Raw genomic sequence first — 17,927 nt, 5'->3', positions numbered from 1 at the left:
GAATAACAATGTGATGGATGCTCGGCCGATAGGCGCTTCAACTCCCTTTGTAGGCCGTCATAGTTTTTGAGCATGGATGAGCCCCTGCCGTGACGCTTCTCTCATCTTGCCCACCGGTTCTGCGGCCCCGGCCAGGAGGGAGAGCACGCTGGGAGAAGACAGCCGACCCGGCGGCTGTGAAGCTCGTGGACAGAAGGTTGTTCCAATCGGAATCCGCGACCCCGAGGACGTTCCATGACGCAGACTTATGACGACATCGTTGTCGGATCGGGCTCGGCCGGCGCGGCGATCGCCGCACGGCTCAGCGAGGACCCGGCGCGCAAGGTGCTCCTGCTGGAAGCAGGTCCCGACTTCCCGGGGAAGGACGACCTCCCGGCCGACATCCGGGACGGCAACGCGATGTCCCTGAGCGCGCACGACTGGAAGTTCAGGGCCGAGATCAGCGACGGCCGCCGGATTCTCTTCCCCCGCGGGAAGGTGTCCGGTGGATCGTCCTCGGTGGGTGCGACGATCGCCCTGCGCGGCGTTCCCGAGAATTTCGACGAATGGGCCGGCGCCGGAAACCCGGAATGGTCCTGGTCCGAGGTGCTGCCCTTTTACCGCAAGCTGGAGGACGACCTCGACCGGGGCGACGAGGAGATTCACGGAAAGGGCGGCCCGATACCGATCCGGCGGTGGCGCGCGGACGAGCTGACGCCCGCCCAGGCGGCATTCATCGACGCGAGCCTGGGGGCCGGCTTCCCCGAAGTTGCCGACCACAATCACCCGGAGGCCACCGGAATCGGGCCGATTCCGTCCAACCGGCGGGACACCGAGGTCCGGGTCAACGCGGCCCTGGGCTACCTCACCCCCGAGGTGCGGTCGCGGGAGAACCTGACCGTCCGGTCGGGCGTGCTGGTCCACCGGGTGCTGTTCGAGGGCGTCCGCGCGGTGGGCGTGGAGCTCTCCGCCGGCGGCGGGCCGGCCGAGGAGGTGCGGTCGCGGCGGGTGGTGCTCTCCGCGGGCGCGGTCAACTCGCCCACCATCCTGCTGCGGTCGGGCATCGGGCCGGCCGAGGACCTGCGCCGCCTGGGCATCGACGTCCGGGTGGACCGGCCCGGCGTCGGCGCCAACCTGATCGACCACCCGCGCACCGGCGTCTTCATGAAGCCGGCCCCCGGGGCGATCGACCGCAGCGCGCCCTTCCTCCAGGCCATGGTGCGCACCACGGCGAAGGGCTCCTCCGACTTCAACGACCTGCAGTACTACATGGTCAACCACTTCGACCTGACCATGTTCCCCGACCTGCAGATGCTGGCCGGCGGCAACGTGATCCTCGGCGTGATGGTGGTCGACCAGAAGCCCCAGTCGCGCGGGCGTCTGCGGCTGAGCTCCGCCGACCCGGCGGCCGCCCCCGACATCGACCTGAACTTCCTCGCCACCGAGCGCGACCTGGAGAAGCTCGCCGACGCCGTGCGGACCTGCTGGGAGCTGGTGAACCACCCCGGCATCCGCAGCCTCGGCGAGGACTTCATCGTCCTCAACGACCAGCTGATCGAGAACGAGGAGATGGTCCGGCAGTACACCCGGATCAGCCTCGACAGTGCCTACCACCCGGTCGGCACCGCCCGGATGGGCCTGGCCGAGGACGAGGGCGCGGTCGTCGACGGACACCTCAAGGTGCACGGCACCGAGGGCCTCTACCTGGCGGACGCCTCGGTGATGCCGGGCATCGTCAACTGCAACACCAACCTGACCTCGACCATGATCGGCGAGCGGCTGGCCGACTGGCTGCGCGCCGGCTGATCCGGTGGCCCCGGGGCGGACCCGGGAGGCCACGCGTCCCCACCCGCACGCGTACGCGCGCCCAGGACCAGCGCCAGAGCCGGCTTCGGAGCCGGCGCCGGGACCGGTACCGGAACCGGAGACCAGACCCAGAACCGGAACAACCAGAACCAGGAGAGTCCGATGAACCTGCCCAAGGTGGCAACCCGCGAGGAGTGGCTCCAGGCCCGCAAGGAGCTGCTGGAGAAGGAGAAGCAGCTCACCCGGCTGCACGACGAGGTCGTCGCGGCCCGGCCGGAGCTGCCCATGGTCAAGGTCGACAAGGACTACGTCTTCCACGGCCCCCAGGGCGAGCTGTCCCTGCTGGACCTGTTCCAGGGCCGGCGCCAGCTGATCGTCCGCCACTTCATGTTCGGCCCGGACCAGGAGGAGGGCTGCATCGGCTGCTCGATGCAGGCCGACTCGGTCGGGCACCTGGCCCACATCAACGCCCGGGAGACCACCTTCGTGATGGTCTCGCGCGGCCAGCTGCCCAAGCTGGAGGCCTTCAAGGCCCGGATGGGCTGGGACATCCCCTGGGTGTCCTCGTTCGGCTCGGACTTCAACGTGGACTACCACGTCACCACCGAGCAGGGCGAACTCCCCGGCGTGAGCGTCTTCATGACCGACGGGACGGACGTCTTCCACACCTACTCGATCTACGACCGGGGCGGTGACATCTTCAAGAACTTCTACAACTACCTGGACCTGACGCCGCTCGGGCGCCAGGAGGCCCAGCTGGAGCAGCCCTGGGACTGGTGGCGCCACCACGACATGTACGACAACGCGGACGCGGTCACCGCCGGGACGAACTGGTGGAACGGTACGGACAAGTTCGCCAGCTGATGCGCCGGCCCGGCTGGCTCGCCCAGTACCCGGCGGTGGCCGGGGCGGTCCTGCTGCCGCTCGCCGGCGGCTGGATCGGCTGGTGGGTTCGGCACCACCCGCTGGGGGCGGTGCTGGGCGCGGTGGCCGGCCTGCTGGCCGCCGTGGCCCTGGTGGTGCTGGTGGAGTCCGGCTGAGGCCGGTCACGGCTCGGGCCCGGGCCCCGGCCCGGGTGGGCCGGCCCGGCCCGCTCCGCGCGCACGAGCCGTCCGCGCGTGAGCCGTACGACCTGTACGACGCGTCCGCCCCGAGCGCCGGGGCCCGTCCGTCCGACCGCGAGCAGCGGTCGTGCGAGCGGGCCCCGGCGCTCGTCGGTGCTCCCTGCCGGTGCTCCCTGCCGGTGCTCCCGGCCGGGCCGGGCGGTCCGGTGGGGCCGGCCGTCGGGTGCGGCCGCGCCGGGCGGTCTGCAGGCCTCCCGTCCGCGTCGGGCCGGGCCGGGCCGGTCGGGGGCACGGGAACCGCCGCGGCCGCGGAATCGGTTCGCGCCCGGAGTGCAACTCCCAGGTTGCTCCTGGGAGGCCGATGTGCCACTATGGAGTCGTATCCATTGGCGGCAGTGAAGGAGCCCTCGCATGGGTGGCCGGCTGATCGAACGCGATGCCCTGTTCGAGGCGCGGCCCGGGCTGCTCCGGTCGGCGACGGCCGGACCGGGACTCCGGGCCCCGGTCGAAGAGTCGTCCGTGTGACGGAGAAACCCGCCGGCGCCGCCGAAGGGGTCGACAGCGTCCTCGCTGCACTGGCCGACCCCACCCGCCGTCGCCTGCTCGACCTGCTCGCCGCCCAGGGCGAGGTCACCGCGACGACCCTTGCCGGAAGCCTTCCGGTGACCAGGCAGGCGGTGGTCAAGCACCTCGGTGTCCTGGACGCCGCCGGGCTGGTCTCCGGCACCCGGGTCGGCCGTGAGGTGCGGTACTCGGTGCAGCCGGCCGCACTGGGTGCCACCGCGCGCTGGATGGCCACGCTCGCGGCCGACTGGGACCGCCGGCTCGCCACCGTCAAGCGCATCGCGGAGGCGGCCGAACGGGAGTCGCGCCCGCCCGAGACGCCCCGGTAGGGGCCACCGGACCGGGCCCGTACCGCCGGACCGGGCCCGTGCTGCGGGTGCGGGCCCGTGCCGCGGTACGGGCCCGCACCGCGGCTGTGCCCGCCGGTCACGCGTCACCCGCCGGGCCCGGGGCCCGCGCGGCCCCCGCACGTCAGCGGTACCCCTTCACCCCTCGTCCCGTCGGCTCCGGGGCGCAGGGGGGAGCGGTGCCGGTCCACTGCACGGGGTGAATTTGCCTGCGGCAAATACGACTTGGGATTCGGACGGTTGAAGGAAGAGGGCAATTTAGGAGACAAACGCTCTGCGCGCCCCTGACAACATCGGGTTGCTCGTGAATGTCCGTCCACCGCGAAGGAGTCACTTCCATGGGTGAGCAGCAGGGTCCGGCGGCGCGTGTTCCGCTGATCGAGGAGTCCGAGGCGACCGGCAGGACCGCGGAACTCTACGACCTGATCAAGAGCAGGACCGGTCTCCCATTCGTACCCGATATGTTTCGGCTCGTCTCCACCCGGCCGGATCTGATGGAGGTGCTCATCACCGGATACACCGGCGTCTTCAACGACGGTGTGCTGCCGCGGGCCACCCGCGAGATGATCTCCGCCTGGAGTTCCAAGGTCAACGGCTGCCCCTACTGCGTCGGGACCCACAACTGGTTCCTCTCGCAGTTCGGCGGCAGCGAGGAGCTGACCCACGCGATCGCCACCGCCGACAAGCCCGGTGAACTGCCGCTCGACGAGCGGACGCTGGCGCTGATGGAGCTGGTCACCCAGGTCTGCACCGGCGCCTACCGGATCACCGACGAGGACTGGGACCGGGTCGCCGCCGCCGGCTGGAGCAACGAGGAGATGCTGGAGGCGGTCTTCACCGCCGGGCTCTTCGCCTTCATCAACCGGCTGGTGGACGGCTTCGGCCTGGGCACCTCGATGACCCGCAGCCGGATCTCCCGGCAGTCCGACGCCGACGCCGGCGCGGACGGCGGAGCCGGGACGGCGGCGTGATGACGCCGTCCCGGGCGATCCTGCTGACCGGTGCCTCCTCGGGCACCGGGATGTCCTCCGGGACCGGCCAGGCCGCCGCGCTGCGGCTGCACCGCGCGGGGTGGCCGGTCTACGCGACCGGCCGCAACCTGGAGGCGCTGGCGGGCCTGGCGGCCGAGGGGATCCAGGTGCTCCACCTGGACGTGACGGACGAACAGTCGATGATCGACGCGGTGGACAAGATCACCGCCGAGCACGGCGCGGTCGGCACCCTCATCAACAACGCGGCCTACAGCCTCAACGGCACCATCGGCGAGACCCCGATCGAGGAGGTGCGCCGGCAGTTCGAGACCAACGTCTTCGGGCTCTCCCGGCTCACCCAGCTGGTGCTCCCCGGGATGCGCGCCCAGGGCAGCGGCCGGGTGGTCATCATGTCCTCCATCTTCGGCCAGTTCGCCACCCCGGGCCGCGGCTACTACCAGGCCACCAAGCACGCCCTGGAGGCGATCGGTGACTCGCTGCGGCACGAGGTCTCCGGGTTCGGCATCAAGGTGGTGCTGATCGAGCCCTCGCCGGTGCTCGGCGGCTTCGTGCCGATGTCGGTGGCCGACCTCGGGATGTCCGGGCAGGAGAAGACCGGCCTGTACGACGACTTCTGGCAGTACTTCGTCGACTGGCACGGCGCCTACCGCGAGACCGACCGCCCGACCGGGCGCGGCCGGATGGCCGTCCGCGCGGAGACCGTGGCGAAGGTCATCGAGAAGGCCGTGAGCAGCGACAACCCGCAGATCCGCTACCGGATCGGGGTGCCCTCGCGGCTGCTCCCCCGGATGCGCTGGACGATCGGAGACCGGCTCTTCGAGAAGTTCGTGCGCGCCTTCTTCCCGATCCCCTGACAGTTCAGCTGAGGAATGGTGTGACCGAGGAGTTCGACATCCCCAGTCTGGCGCGGGCCGTGGACTACCTGCTGGGTGGTGCGGCCAACGGGCCGGCCGACCGGACGGCCGCCGAACTGGCCTGCACCGCCTGGCCGGTGGGTGACCTGCGGGCCGAGCTGCGGACGGCCCGTGCCGCGCTCGGCCGGATCGTGGGCCACCTGGTCGGCGAGGCGGACGTGCGGCAGCTGCTGCACATCGGCGCGGGCCTGCCGACCATGGGCAGCACGCACCAGGTGGCCCAGCGGGTGTCCCCGGACACCCGGGTGGTCTACGTGGGCCGGGACGACGGCGTGGTCGACCATGCGCGGCGGCTGCTCCGGCAGCAGCCGCGCAGCCCGACGGCCTACGTGCAGGGGGAGTTGAGCGATCCGGACCAGGTCCTGCGGGACGCCGCGGCGACCTTGGACCTGTCCCGCCCGGTCGGCCTGCTGCTCTTCGGCGGGCTGCACTTCGTCCCCGGCGAGGAGGACCCGGCGGGCCTGGTCCGGCTGCTGGTGGACGCCGTCCCGTCCGGCAGCTGGGTGGCCTTCGGGCACCTGGCGCCGCACGAGCTGGCCGGGCCGATGGACGCCGCGCTGGAGCTGATGCTGCCCGGCTGGGGCGCCCAGGTGGTGCGCCGGGGCCGGGCGGAGGTCACCGCGTTGCTGGGCGAGGGCCTCGAAGTGGTACCGCCGGGAGTGGTGGTCCCGGGGGAGTGGCGTCCGGAGTCGCCGGCCGAACAGGCCGCGGCTCCGGCGATGTGGTGTGCCGTGGCACGCAAGCCGTGAACCGACCGCTGACCGTTCGAACCGGGGAGAGTTCCGTGCGCAGAAAGTTTGTCCAGTCGCGCCTGCGAGGACTGTCGTTGATGCAGGTGCGTCATGTGAAGCCGGTCGGCTTCGACCGGGCGCGCGGCGGCGTCGCCCAGGTCTACCAGGAGCTGGAACGGGACTTCGGGGTGCTCGCGCCGCCGATCGCCCTGCACGCGCCCGCGGCCGGCCCGCTCGCCGCCAGCTGGCTGATGCTGCGGGAGACCATGCTGGTGGAGGGCGCCGCCGCACGGCCGGCCAAGGAGGCGGTGGCGTGCGCCGTCTCGGCGGGCAACGAGTGCCCGTTCTGCGAGCGGATGCACACCGCCGTCCTGCACAGCCTGACCCCCGGCCGCGACGCCGCGTGCGGCGCGGGGCAGTTCGACGAGGTCACCACCTGGGCCCGGCTCGGCGCCGCCCGGGACACGGCGGCCGCGAACCCGCGGCCCTTCCCGGCCGCGCACCTGCCCGAACTGCTCGGCACCGTCGTCATCATGCAGTACCTCAACCGGATGGTGAACGTCTTCCTCGGCGCGGTGCCGCTGCCGCCGGGCGCCCCGGAGAGCTCATTGCGCCCGGTGCTGCGGGTGCTCACCTGGCTGATCCGTTCCTCCGCCCGCTCCACGCCGGCCCCCGGCGTCTCGCTGGACCTGCTGGCGCCCGCCCCGCTGCCCGCCGACCTCGCCTGGGCCGAGGGCAACCCGGTGATCGCCTCGGCCTTCGCCCGGGCCGCCGCCGCGGTCGAGGAGGCCGGGCGCAAGGACGTGCCGAAGGCCGTCCAGGAGCTGCTGCACGACACCCTGGCGCGCTGGGACGGCCGCCCGCCCGGGCTCGGCCGGGGCTGGGCCGACCAGGCCGTGGCCGCGCTGGTCCCCGAGGAGCGTCCGGCGGCCCGGCTGGTGCTGCTGACCGCCCTCGCCTCCTACACCGTGGACGAGACCGTGATCGCCGACTTCCGGCGGGCCGCCGGCCGGCCGGACGACCAGGCGCTGGTCGGGCTGACGTCCTGGGCCAGCCTGACGGCCGCCCGCCAGGTCGGAGCGTGGATGCAGCAGGACGGCTGACCGCCGGCCCGGAGCGCCGGCAGCACCTTGTTCGTACGGATACCCCCGGATTCGCACGGAAGGAAGAGATGTCTTGCAAGCCGCTGTCGAGCGTGCCATCGCCACGATGTGGGAGCGCTACGAGGAACCGCTGTCGTTGGACGACATCGCGGACACCGCCATTCTGAGCAAGTTCTACTTCTCCCGGGTGTTCCGGAGCCTCACCGGCACCTCGCCGGGACGCTTCCTGTCCGCGATCCGGCTGCACAAGGCGAAGAACCTGCTGCTCCGGACCCCACTGAGCGTCACCGACATCTCCTACCAAGTGGGTTACAACAGCCTCGGTACCTTCACCAGCCGCTTCACCCGCAGCGTCGGGCTCTCCCCGGGCCGCTACCGGACGCTGGCGAGAGCGGGCATGCCGCGGGAGCCGGGCGCCTTCCGCTCGGCGGCCTCCCACCGGCCGTGCGCGGTGCGGGGCGTGGTCGGCGTCCCGGACGTGGGGCTGCCGACCCGGATCTACGTGGCGGCGTTCAGCGACCCGATCGTCCAGGGCGAACCGGTCGCCTGCGACGTTCTGGACGGGCCGGGGGCCTTCCGGCTGGACGGCGTCGCGGAGGGGGTGTGGCACCTGCGGGCCGCGGTGGTCGCGATGCGCGACGTCGAGCCGCTGCCCTGGAACCGCCGGCCGCTGTTCATCGGGGCGAGCCGCCCCTTGACGGTCCGGGCCGGACAGGAGATCGATGTCGACCTGGAGACCCGTGGGTTCTGCCCGTTCGACCTGCCGATCCTGCTCGCCCTGCCCGAACTCGACTGCTGGCAGCTGCCCCAGCCGCAACTGGTGGCCCGGACCCTCGGCTGAGGCCGGTCCGTCCGGAGCGGGGCGACCCGCCCGTGACCGGGGCCCCGGACGCGCCGGGGCCCCGGTCATCGGCGTGTCCGCCCGGCCGCTCGACCGGCCGGGCGGACACCTCGGTGACCGGGGCCGCCCGCACGTCTCATCCGTGGCGCGGCTCCCAGCGGAACAGCCGCCGCCCCAGCACCGCGGCCCCGGCCGTCCAGGCCGCCACCAGCAGCAGCGAGCCGGCCGCGTGCTGCCAGCCGTGCAGCAGGTCGATCCGCGCGAGCGCGCCGCCGGACCAGGTCTCGGCGCCGAACGGGCGGCCGAACCAGGCCGTCCGCAGCGTCTCCACCACCGGCGCCAGCGGCAGGTTGTGGGCGGGCCCCTGCAGCCAGTGCGGCATCGAGCTGAGCGGTGCCACCACGCCGCTGCCGAACATGCAGACCAGCAGCACCGGGGTGGCGACCATCGGGGCCGCCTCGGCGCTCCGGGTCAGCCCGGACAGTGCCACCGCCAGCACCGCGAAGAGCAGGTAGCCGGCCACCAGGGTGAGGGCGAACAGCAGCGGGTCGGCGGGCAGCGGCGCCCCGAACCAGCCCACCGAGAGGCCGCCCAGCAGCAGCACCTGCAGCAGCACCACCGCGCCGGCCGCGCCGAACTGCCCGGCGAAGATCGCCGTCGCCGGGACCTCGGTGCCGCGCAGCCGCTTGAGCACCAGGTCGTCGCGGCGCGCGACCACGCCGTTCAGCAGGTTGATGAACGAGGTGACCAGCGCGAAGCCGATGAACCCGACGGTGCTGTACGCGGCCGCGTTCACCCCGCCGATCTCCTTGTCCCGCAGCGGCGCCGCCACCACCAGGTTCAGCAGCACCGGCAGCAGGAAGCCGATGAAGGTGGAGCGCCGGTTGCGCCAGAACACCCGCCAGGAGAGCAGGAACTGGCCGCGCGCGTACTGCGGCCAGCCGAGCTCCCGGCGCCGCTCGGCCGCCGGGCCCGGCCGCTTCGCCGCCCGGCTCCCCGTCGCCGTCCTGGCCGCCGCACCGCCTCTGTTGTCGCCCCTGCCGTCGCCGGCGCCACCGGTGAGCACGCCGGTGATCACGCCGCGGTCGGTCGCACTGCGGTCGGTCGCGCTGCTGTCGGTCGCGCTGCTCATCGGGATCCCGCCCTCTCGTGTGCCAGCTCCAGGAAGACGTCCTCCAGCGAGGCGTTGCGCGCCTCGATGCCGTCCAGCTCCACCGACCTGCTCGCCGCCCAGCCGTGCAGCACGGCCAGGGCCGGCGCGGTGCGGGCCGCCGTGTAGACCACGACGCCGTCCTCCACCGCCGGTGACTCGCCCAGCACGGTGGGCAGTTGGGCGGCAGTCAGGCCGGCCGGCAGCGGGAAGGTGATCCGGGTGCGGTGCCCGGAGAGCACCTCCTGGACCGTTCCGACCGCGGCCAGCCGGCCCCGGTCCATGATGGCCACCCGGTCGGCCAGCTGCTGGGCCTCCTCCAGGTAGTGGGTGGTCAGCAGGACGGTGGTGCCGGCCGCCCGGAGGTCCTGCACCAGACGCCAGGTGATCCGCCGGGCCTCCGGGTCCATGCCGGTGGTCGGCTCGTCCAGGAACAGCAGCTCCGGTGCGTTCAGCACCGCCAACGCCAGGTCCAGGCGCCGCCGTTCGCCGCCGGACAGCTGCGCGACCCGGGTGCCGGCCCGCTCGGTGAGGCCCACCTGGCCGAGCACCTCGGCGGCGGGGCGGGCCCCGGACAGGAAGGAGCGCCAGGCGTCGACCGTCTCCCCGACGGTCAACTCCTTGAAGAAGCCGCCCTCCTGGAGCATCACCCCGGTCCGGCGCCGGACCAGGGTGCCCCGGGCGTACGGATCCCTCCCCAGTACCCGGACGGTGCCCGAGCTCGGCGGGCGGTACCCCTCCAGCACCTCCAGGGTGGTCGTCTTGCCGGCGCCGTTGGTGCCCAGCAGGGCGAACAGCTCGCCCCGCGCGACCGTGAAGGAAATTCCCCGGACGGCTTCGTAATCGCCGTAGCTGCGGTGCAGGTCCCGCACCTCCACGGCCGGTGTCCCGGGAATTCCCGGGCCTGTGGTGAGTGTCATGGAATACAGCGTGACCTGCGCCCACCGATGAACGCAAGAGAGGGCATCAGTGCATGTCAGATGGGGTGCAAAATGTCATGGATCAGGGTGTGGCATTTTGTAGAGGGGAATTCCTGACATCCCCTACTGACGAACTCCTCTGCCCCGGGTGCATAGTTTTCTCATCGCCACCAGCGAGCCGGAGAAAAAGCCGGAAAGCGAAATGGCGCCGAAGGTGACCAGCCCCGCCGGGGCCGGCGCCTCACCCGGAGGGAGACCATCATGGCCGACAACGAGATCACCTCGAACGAGCAGTTCGACATCGAGATCGAGGAGCTGGACACCGTCAACGGTGGCATCAGCGTCAGCTCGCTGGCCTGCGCCGCCTGCCCCGTCTCCAGCTTCTCCTCCGTGTCCAACGCGGCCGCCGAGACCGCCGCGGAGTAACGGGTCCTGTGCCGCGGTGGTTCCGTCAAGGCGGGGCCATCGCGGCACCCCTGTTTCCGCCCCCCGCACCGCACCGGGGCGGGCCCCCGGCCGACCTGGCGCCGGGCATCGCCCCCGTCGGGCGGGACGCCGACACCCTTCCGAACACCAGAAGTTAAGGAGAGCCGGGCCATGGAGAGCCTCCGGCACGAGCTCGCGCGGTTCATCCAGCAGCCCGCCGCGCAGCAGGACCCACCCGCGCTCTACCGCCGGCTGCTGGCCGAGGCGCCGGTGCTCGACCTCGGCCGGGTCCACGTGGTCTCCGGCTACCAGGAGATCGTCACCGTCCTCATGCACCCGGGCACCGCCGTCGACCCGACCGCCGTCGGCCTGCCCAGGGCCGGCTCCACCGCGCTCGCCCGGATCGTCAACCGGATGCTCCCGATGCGCGACGGCGCCGACCACACCCGGCTGAAGCGGCTGGCCACCACGGCCTTCAGTGCCCGCCGGCTGGAGCAGATGCGGGCCCGCATCGAGTCCACCGCCGCCCGGCTGCTGGACCCGCTGCTCGCGGCCGGCTCCTTCGACGTGGTCGCCGACCTCGCCGTGCCGCTGCCGGTGGCCGTCTCCTGCGCCATCCTCGACATCCCCGACTCCGAGCAGGACCGCGTCACCGGCTGGGCGCAGCTGGTCGCCCGCTCGCTGCTGGACGACTTCGGTGAGCAGGCGGACCCGGCGCACATCGCCGCGCTGGACGCCGAGTTCGACGAGTTCCGTGCCTATGTGGAGGAGCTCTGCGCGGCCCGCGCGGCCGCCCCCGGCGACGACCTGATCAGCCGGCTCACGGTGGCCCGGGCCGACGGCCGGCTGGACCACGACGACCTGCTCGCCTTCGTGGTGATGCTGCTCGCCAACGGGCTGGAGACGCTGACCTCCGGCCTCGCCCTGGCCGTCTGGCAGCTGCTGCGCGAGCCTGCCCTCGCCGAGCTGCTGCGGGCCCGGCCCGAGCGCGCGGAGGCGGTGTTCGACGAGGCCCAACGGCTAGGCAGCCCGGTGCGCGCCAGCGCCCGCGCCCTCACCGGCGAGGTCGCCGTCGGCGGCACGGTGATCCCGGCCGGGCGGGTGGCGCTGCTGCTCTACGCGGCGGCCAACCGCGACCCGCGCCGGTTCGCCGAGCCGGACCGCTTCGACCCGGACCGGGCCGAGCTGCGCCATCTGGCGTTCGGCCACGGCGCGCACCACTGCCTGGGCGCCCCGCTGTCGCTGATGGCGGGCGCCGCCGTGCTGCGCGGCCTGGCGCGGGCGGGGGAGACCCGCGAGCTGAGCACGCCGCTGACGCCGGACACCGTGCCGTGGAGCACCCAGTTCGTCTTCGGCGGGATGCGGGAGCTGCCGCTGCGCTGCCCGCCGAGGGCCGGGGGCGGCCCGGACCTCGCCGGACCTGACGTGCCGGGCCGCCTCGCGGAGCCCGCCGGCCTGGCAGGGGCGGTGCGCGGATGAGCGGTGCGGCGACCAGGAGGCGACCGGGCCGCCCGCCCGCGAAGGCCCGGCCGGGCGACCGCCCGGCGGACGGCGCCACCCCGGGCCTGGACGCGCCCGAGCAGGACGCGTCCGAGCAGGACACACCCGAGCACGACACACCCGAGCACCACACACCGAGGGACGGCACACCGGGCCCGCGACGGAGATCGGACGGCGGGACGAGCGTGAGCGTATCGACCGAGGTGCACGCCCCAGGGGCCGCCGACGCCACCGGCACCGCGGCGGAAGGCACCACCCGCGCCACCGCACCCGCGTCCGCACCCCGCGGCGCCGCCGTCCTGGAACCCGGGCTGGACCGTCCGGTCGGACTGGTCGGCGCGCGGCTGTGGGCCGCCGCCGCCGCGCTGCTGCTGGTGGTCGGCGCGGGCACCGGCTGGGCGCTGTTCGGCACCCTGCCGCACACCCAGGCCCTGCCCGCGCTGCTCGCGCACGGCAGGGCGCCGGAGACCGTCCGGGCCGACCGGGCGGGCGCGCTGCTCGCGTACCGGGTCGCGCCCGGCCAGCGGGTGGCCCAGGGCCAGCCGCTGGCGCTGCTCCGGACCGCCGACGGGACGGAGGTCGCGGTGCCGGCGCCCGAGGACGGGACGGTCACCTCGCTGCTCTCCGCCCCCGGCGCGGAACTCACACCGGGCGCCGCCGTCGCCTCGCTGGACGCCGGCGGACAGCCCCGTACCGTGCGGCTGTTCGCCACCACGCTCAAGCAGGCCGGCCTGCTGGCACCCGGCCGGACGGTCCTCGTCCCGGTGCCCGGGAAGGGCGTCGTCCGGGCGACCGTCACCGCGGTGGACCCGCTGCCGGTCCGGGCCGACTCGCTGGGCGGGAGCTTCACCGTCCCGCTGCCGGGCCTGCCCGCCGGGGACGCCCCGGTGTGGACGGCCTACGCCCTGCTGCCGGACGCCGGGAGCCCGTCGGCCGGGCCGGTGCCGCTGACGGTCTCGCTCGATCTCGGCGCCCGCCACCCGTACCAGGCCGTGTTCGGAACGGGGGCCAAGCGGTGAGCCTCGACGTCCGGGAGAACGCGGCGCCCGCCGCCGCGGGGAAGACGGAGAAGACGGAGAACGCGGAGCAGGCCGGGGAGGCTTCGCACGGATCGGCGCGACAGCGGCCGGACCGCACCCGGCGCCCGCGGGCCCGCCGCTACCTACGCACCCCGGTGGTGCCGCAGATGGAGGAGCAGGACTGCGGGGCGGCCTGCCTCGCGGTGGTGCTCGGCGCGTTCGGCCGGCGGGTGACCCTGCACGAGGCCTCGCGGTCCTGCGGGGTGAGCCGGGACGGCGTCAGCGCCGCGGCGGTCGCCCGGGCGGCCGGCCGGTACGGGCTGCTGGCGCGGGGACGCCGGGTGGTCCGCGGGGAGGGGCGGCTGCTCGGGCTGGAGCAGGTGCCGGTGCCGTCGATGGTGCTGGTCACCGGCCCGCACTTCGCGGTCTTCGAGGGCGTCAAGCGGGGCCGGGTGCACGTCAACGACCCCTCGCTGGGCACCTATTCGGCGACCCCGGCGGAGTTCTGGGACTCCTTCGCCGGCATCGCGGTCGGCTTCGAGCCCGGGCCGGACTTCGAGCCGGGCGGCCGGCGGTTCCCGCTGCTGCGGGCGCTGACCGCGCGGATGCGCCCGTTCGCCGGGCCGCTGCTGCTGGCCGTGCTGCTCGCGGTGCTGCTGGCGGTGCCGGGCGTCGCGGCGGCCTTCCTGCTGCGGGCCTACCTGGCCTCGGTGGTGCTGGGCGGCTCGACCGCCTGGGCGCTGCCGCTCACCCTGACCGCCGCCGTGGTCGCCGCCACCGTGCTGCTCGGCACCTGGCTCCAGCAGAGCCTGGTCAACCGGGTGCTGGAGGCGATGGCGGCCCGCGCCTCGGCCGGGTTCCTGTGGCGGATGCTGAGACTGCCCGGATCGTTCTTCCACCGCCGCCAGCTCGGCGGCCTGGTGACCCGGGTGCAGATGAACGACGGCCTCGCCATGCTGCTGTCGCACCGCTCGGCCGGCGCCGCCGCCTCGGTGGCCTCGGCCGCCGTGCACCTGAGCGCGCTGGTCTGGCTGGAGCCGCGGCTGGCGGCCGTGCCGGTGGTGGTGGCGGTGCTGGACGTGCTGGCCCTGCGGGTCGCCGAGCGGCGCCGCGGCGGGCTGGTGCACCGGATGCACGCCGAGCAGTACAAGCGCGACGGGGTGGCCTTCGCCGGGGTGTCGGCGATCGAGACGCTGAAGGCGGAGGGCGCGGAGGACTCGTTCTTCCGCTCCTGGGCGGGCTGGCAGGCCCGGGCGATGGAGACCGGGCAGCGGGTGACCTCGGCGGTGATCGTGCCGCTGTCGCTGCCCGGCGCGCTCAACTCGGCGGCCACCGCGACCGTGGTGGTGGCGGGCACCTCGCTGCTGATCGGCGGTTCGCTGTCGGCCGGCACCCTGCTGGCCTTCCTGCTGCTGCTGAACGGGTTCCTCCTGCCGGTCGGGCAACTGGTCGGCACGGGTTCGGAGTTCTCGATGGCCAGGGCGCAGAACGCGCTGCTGGAGGACGTCGAGAGCACCGAGCCGGACCCGTACCTGACGCCCGTCCTGGACGCCCCGGATCCCGAATCCGGTGACCAGGAGGCCGGACTGACCGGCGAGTTGGAGCTACGGGAGGTCTCCTTCGGCTACGACCCCAACCGCCCGCCCGCGCTCTCCGGGATCTCGCTGCGGATCCGCCCGGGGGAGTGGGTGGCCGTGGTGGGTGGCAGCGGCAGCGGCAAGTCGACGGTGGCCAGGATCGCGGCAGGGGTGCTGCGCCCGTGGGGCGGCGAGGTGCTGCTGGACGGCCGGCCGCGCGACGACTGGCACCGGGCCGTGGTGACCGGCCAGGTCGCCTATGTGGAGCAGCAGTTGAGGCTCTTCGAGGGCACCGTCCGGGAGAACCTCACGCTCTGGAACCCGGCCGTCGGCGAGGACGCCCTGCGGCGCGCGCTGGACGACGCGGAGGCCGCCGGACTGGTGGCCCGCCGCGGCGGGCTGGACGGCGGGCGGATCGAGGAGGACGCCCGCAACCTCTCCGGCGGGGAGCGCCAGCGGCTCGAACTGGCCCGCGCGCTCGCCCTCGACCCGGCCCTGCTGGTGCTGGACGAGGCCACCTCCGCGCTGGACGCGCACACCGAGGCCGCCGTCAACGAGAACCTGCGGCGCCGGGGCACCACCTGCCTGGTGCTGGCCCACCGGCTCAGCACCATCCAGGCCGCCGACCGGGTGCTGGTGCTGGCGGGCGGCCGGATCGTCCAGCAGGGCACGCCGGCCGAACTGGCCGCCGTCCCCGGCCCGTACCGCGCGCTGCTGGCCGAGAAGGCGCCGGCCGCGGACCCGACCGCACGTCCCGTCGAGCAGAAGAAGGAGGAGAACGCATGAGCGCCACGGCGACCCGGCCGGTGACCCCGGTGGCGACGACCGCCGCCGCCACCGCCGAGGCCAACCGATCGGCCCTGGCGGCCGCCGTGGGCGCGCTGCACGCCGGCCGGGGGCGGGCGTCCGCCGCCCGGCCCGCCCCCTCGCACCCGGCCGAGCAGGCCCGCGCCGTGCTGCTGGCGCTGGGCCTGGCCGGCGAGGCCGGCCAGCAGGGGGCCGAACTCCCGCCCGCCGTGCGGAACTCCCGTGACCCGCTGACCGTACTGCTGCGGTCGGCCGGGGTGCGGTACCGCCCGGTGACGCTGCCCGTGGGGGCGGACGGCGGTGGGGACCCGACCGGGACGGCCGGCCCGATGGTGGGGTTCGCGGCGGACGACGGCCGCCCGGTCGCCCTGGTGCCGCGCCCGGGCGGCGGCCACCGCCGGGTCGACCCGGCGGGCGCCGGCCCGGCCACCCTGCGGACCGGGGCGCTGCTGCTCTACCGGCCGCTGCCCGCGGGGGACCTGGCACCGGCGGATCTCGCCCGCTTCGTGCTCTCGGTCCCGGGGGCCCGGCTGGACCTGGGCCGGCTGGCCGTGGCCGGTCTGCTGTCCGCGCTGCTCGGGCTGCTGATCCCGCTGAGCACGGGGGTGCTGCTGCCGAACCTGCTGGCGGCGGACCGGCACCCGGTCCGCTGGCTGGCGGTGCTGCTGGGCTCCGCGGTGCTGGCGTCCTGGCTGCTGGTGATCGTCCGCAACACCGCCGCCGTCCGGCTGACCGGGCGGGTGCAGAGCGCGCTGGAACCGGCCGTCTGGGACCGTCTGCTCGGTCACGACGCCCGTTTCTTCCGCGACTTCACCACGGGTGACCTGGTGCACCGCGCCAACGCGGTCGCCCAGGCCCGGCAGGCGCTGTCCGAGGTGCTGGTCGGCGCGGTGCTGGGGGCGGTGTTCGCCACCTCGGGGCTCACCGTCCTGCTGCTGGTGGACCCCTGGCTCGGCGGGCTGCTGCTGCTCGCCGTGCTGGCGGTGACCGGGCTGCTGCTTCTGCTCGGTCGCCGCCGCCAGCGTCACGAGAGCACGGTGTTCGAACTGCACGGCCGGCTGCACGGCGTGCTGTACGGGCTGCTGCTCGGCATCGACAAGATCCAGACGGCGGGCCGGGAGATCCAGGCCTTCGCCCGCTGGGCGGTGCCGTTCGCCGAGCAGAAGCGGGCCGACGCCGCCGCCCAGCGGGCCGACGCCGCGGCCGGCGCCCTCACCGCCGCCCTCCAGCCGCTGCTGCTGGCGGTGCTGCTGGCAGGGGCGACGGCCGCCGGTTCGACACCCTCCGGGCACCTGATGGCGGCCGGTGTGGCGGCCGGCCAGGTCGCCATGGCCCTCGGCCAGGTCACCCACGCCGCCGCCAGTGCCTACGGCATCGCGCCGGTGCTGGACCGGATCCGGCCGATCCTGGCCGAGGTCCGGCCGGTGGACGGCCCGCAGCAGCTCACCGACCCCGGGGAGCTGCGCGGGGCGGTCGCCCTGGACCAGGTGACCTTCCGCTACCCGGGAACGGCCGCGCCCGCGCTCGACGGCGTCTCGCTGCACGCCGGGCCGGGCGAACTGGTCGCGGTGGTCGGCCCGTCCGGGGCCGGCAAGTCCACCCTGGTACGGCTGCTGCTCGGCTTCGAACGGCCGGAGTCCGGCGCCGTCCGGTACGACGGGCGGGACCTGGCCGGCCTGGACGCCCGGCTGGTGCGGCGCCAGCTGGGCGCCGTCCTGCAGCACGGCCGGATGCTGCGCGGCTCGCTGCTGGAGAACCTGGCCGGCACCGACACCGACGTCACCGAGGACCAGGTCTGGGAGGCCGCCGAACTGGCCGGCATCGCCGGGGAGCTGCGCCGGCTGCCGCTCGGCCTCGGCACCCGGGTGGGGGAGGACGCCCAGGGTTTCTCGGGCGGCCAGGTGCAGCGCCTGCTGCTGGCGCGCGCACTGGTCCGACGGCCCGCCGTCCTGCTGCTGGACGAGGCCACCTCCGCCCTGGACAACGCGACCCAGCTGCGGGTCGCCGAGGCCGTCGCGGGGCTGGACCGCACCCGCGTGGTGATCGCCCACCGACTGAGCACCATCCGCACCGCCGACCGTATCCACGTGCTCTCCGGCGGCCGCCTGACGGCCTCCGGCACCTACGACGAACTACTCGGCCACGACCCGCTGTTCACCCGACTCGCCCGACTCCAGGAGATGTGAG

Annotated in this window: 16 protein-coding genes; 14 read left to right on the top strand and 2 right to left on the bottom strand. The window is 74.1% G+C overall.

Features of this window, described 5'->3' with window-relative positions:
• Nucleotides 1–234 precede the first annotated feature (234 nt).
• The 9 genes from IE329_RS17755 (at nucleotide 235) to IE329_RS17715 (ending at nucleotide 8,341) form a co-directional block, all read left to right on the top strand.
• Entirely contained in the window at nucleotides 235–1,785 is a 1,551-nt protein-coding gene (locus IE329_RS17755) for a GMC family oxidoreductase (RefSeq protein WP_190211870.1), read from the top strand.
• Nucleotides 1,786–1,947: 162 nt separating this feature from the next.
• Nucleotides 1,948–2,649, top strand: a complete 702-nt coding sequence (locus IE329_RS17750) for a DUF899 domain-containing protein (RefSeq protein WP_190211869.1) — start codon at nucleotides 1,948–1,950, stop codon at nucleotides 2,647–2,649.
• Nucleotides 2,619–2,825 carry a hypothetical protein gene (locus tag IE329_RS17745; RefSeq protein ID WP_190211868.1) on the top strand — a complete coding sequence of 69 codons (207 nt, stop codon included), beginning with the start codon at nucleotides 2,619–2,621 and terminating at the stop codon, nucleotides 2,823–2,825. The genes IE329_RS17750 and IE329_RS17745 overlap by 31 nt, the downstream gene beginning before the upstream one ends.
• 545 nt (nucleotides 2,826–3,370) lie before the next feature.
• Nucleotides 3,371–3,742, top strand: coding sequence for an ArsR/SmtB family transcription factor (locus tag IE329_RS17740; RefSeq protein ID WP_190211867.1), 372 nt, complete (start codon nucleotides 3,371–3,373; stop codon nucleotides 3,740–3,742).
• A 326-nt stretch (nucleotides 3,743–4,068) separates the two neighbouring features.
• A complete protein-coding gene (locus tag IE329_RS17735; RefSeq protein WP_308438384.1) occupies nucleotides 4,069–4,731 on the top strand; it encodes a carboxymuconolactone decarboxylase family protein in 663 nt (220 codons plus the stop codon).
• Nucleotides 4,731–5,606 (top strand): SDR family NAD(P)-dependent oxidoreductase, encoded by an 876-nt coding sequence (locus tag IE329_RS17730; protein WP_190211906.1) that lies wholly within the window; start codon nucleotides 4,731–4,733, stop codon nucleotides 5,604–5,606. The genes IE329_RS17735 and IE329_RS17730 overlap by 1 nt, the downstream gene beginning before the upstream one ends.
• 20 nt (nucleotides 5,607–5,626) lie before the next feature.
• On the top strand, nucleotides 5,627–6,415 hold the full coding sequence (locus IE329_RS17725; RefSeq protein WP_190211865.1) for an SAM-dependent methyltransferase: 789 nt from the start codon (nucleotides 5,627–5,629) through the stop codon (nucleotides 6,413–6,415).
• An 80-nt stretch (nucleotides 6,416–6,495) separates the two neighbouring features.
• A complete protein-coding gene (locus IE329_RS17720; protein WP_229927530.1) occupies nucleotides 6,496–7,500 on the top strand; it encodes a carboxymuconolactone decarboxylase family protein in 1,005 nt (334 codons plus the stop codon).
• Between the two features lie 73 nt (nucleotides 7,501–7,573).
• The gene (locus IE329_RS17715; protein ID WP_190211863.1) at nucleotides 7,574–8,341 is read left to right on the top strand and encodes a helix-turn-helix transcriptional regulator; all 768 of its coding nucleotides are present in this window, start codon (nucleotides 7,574–7,576) and stop codon (nucleotides 8,339–8,341) included.
• Between the two features lie 136 nt (nucleotides 8,342–8,477).
• Here the strand turns inward: IE329_RS17715 and IE329_RS17710 are convergent, their stop codons facing one another.
• Nucleotides 8,478–9,473, bottom strand: a complete 996-nt coding sequence (locus IE329_RS17710) for an ABC transporter permease (RefSeq protein ID WP_190211862.1) — start codon at nucleotides 9,471–9,473, stop codon at nucleotides 8,478–8,480.
• Nucleotides 9,470–10,411 (bottom strand): ABC transporter ATP-binding protein, encoded by a 942-nt coding sequence (locus IE329_RS17705; protein ID WP_190211861.1) that lies wholly within the window; start codon nucleotides 10,409–10,411, stop codon nucleotides 9,470–9,472. Before IE329_RS17705 ends, IE329_RS17710 begins: the two co-directional genes overlap by 4 nt.
• A 261-nt stretch (nucleotides 10,412–10,672) precedes the next feature.
• Between IE329_RS17705 and IE329_RS17700 the strand changes: the two genes are divergently transcribed.
• The 5 genes from IE329_RS17700 (at nucleotide 10,673) to IE329_RS17680 (ending at nucleotide 17,926) form a co-directional block, all read left to right on the top strand.
• Entirely contained in the window at nucleotides 10,673–10,837 is a 165-nt protein-coding gene (locus IE329_RS17700) for a hypothetical protein (protein ID WP_190211860.1), read from the top strand.
• A 171-nt stretch (nucleotides 10,838–11,008) separates the two neighbouring features.
• A complete protein-coding gene (locus IE329_RS17695) occupies nucleotides 11,009–12,316 on the top strand; it encodes a cytochrome P450 (protein ID WP_190211859.1) in 1,308 nt (435 codons plus the stop codon).
• 206 nt (nucleotides 12,317–12,522) lie between these two features.
• Nucleotides 12,523–13,356 (top strand): acyl-CoA carboxylase biotin carboxyl carrier protein subunit, encoded by an 834-nt coding sequence (locus IE329_RS17690; protein ID WP_190211858.1) that lies wholly within the window; start codon nucleotides 12,523–12,525, stop codon nucleotides 13,354–13,356.
• Nucleotides 13,353–15,719 carry an ATP-binding cassette domain-containing protein gene (locus tag IE329_RS17685; RefSeq protein WP_190211857.1) on the top strand — a complete coding sequence of 789 codons (2,367 nt, stop codon included), beginning with the start codon at nucleotides 13,353–13,355 and terminating at the stop codon, nucleotides 15,717–15,719. The genes IE329_RS17690 and IE329_RS17685 overlap by 4 nt, the downstream gene beginning before the upstream one ends.
• Nucleotides 15,716–17,926: an ATP-binding cassette domain-containing protein gene (locus tag IE329_RS17680; protein ID WP_190211856.1), complete on the top strand. Its 2,211-nt coding sequence runs from the start codon at nucleotides 15,716–15,718 to the stop codon at nucleotides 17,924–17,926. Before IE329_RS17685 ends, IE329_RS17680 begins: the two co-directional genes overlap by 4 nt.
• Nucleotide 17,927: the final 1 nt, after the last annotated feature.

Source organism: Kitasatospora indigofera (assembly GCF_014655955.1).
GTDB classification, from domain to species: domain Bacteria; phylum Actinomycetota; class Actinomycetes; order Streptomycetales; family Streptomycetaceae; genus Kitasatospora; species Kitasatospora indigofera.
The sequence above is the reverse complement of the archived record's forward strand: the minus strand, read 5'-3'. Positions and strand labels throughout refer to the sequence as shown.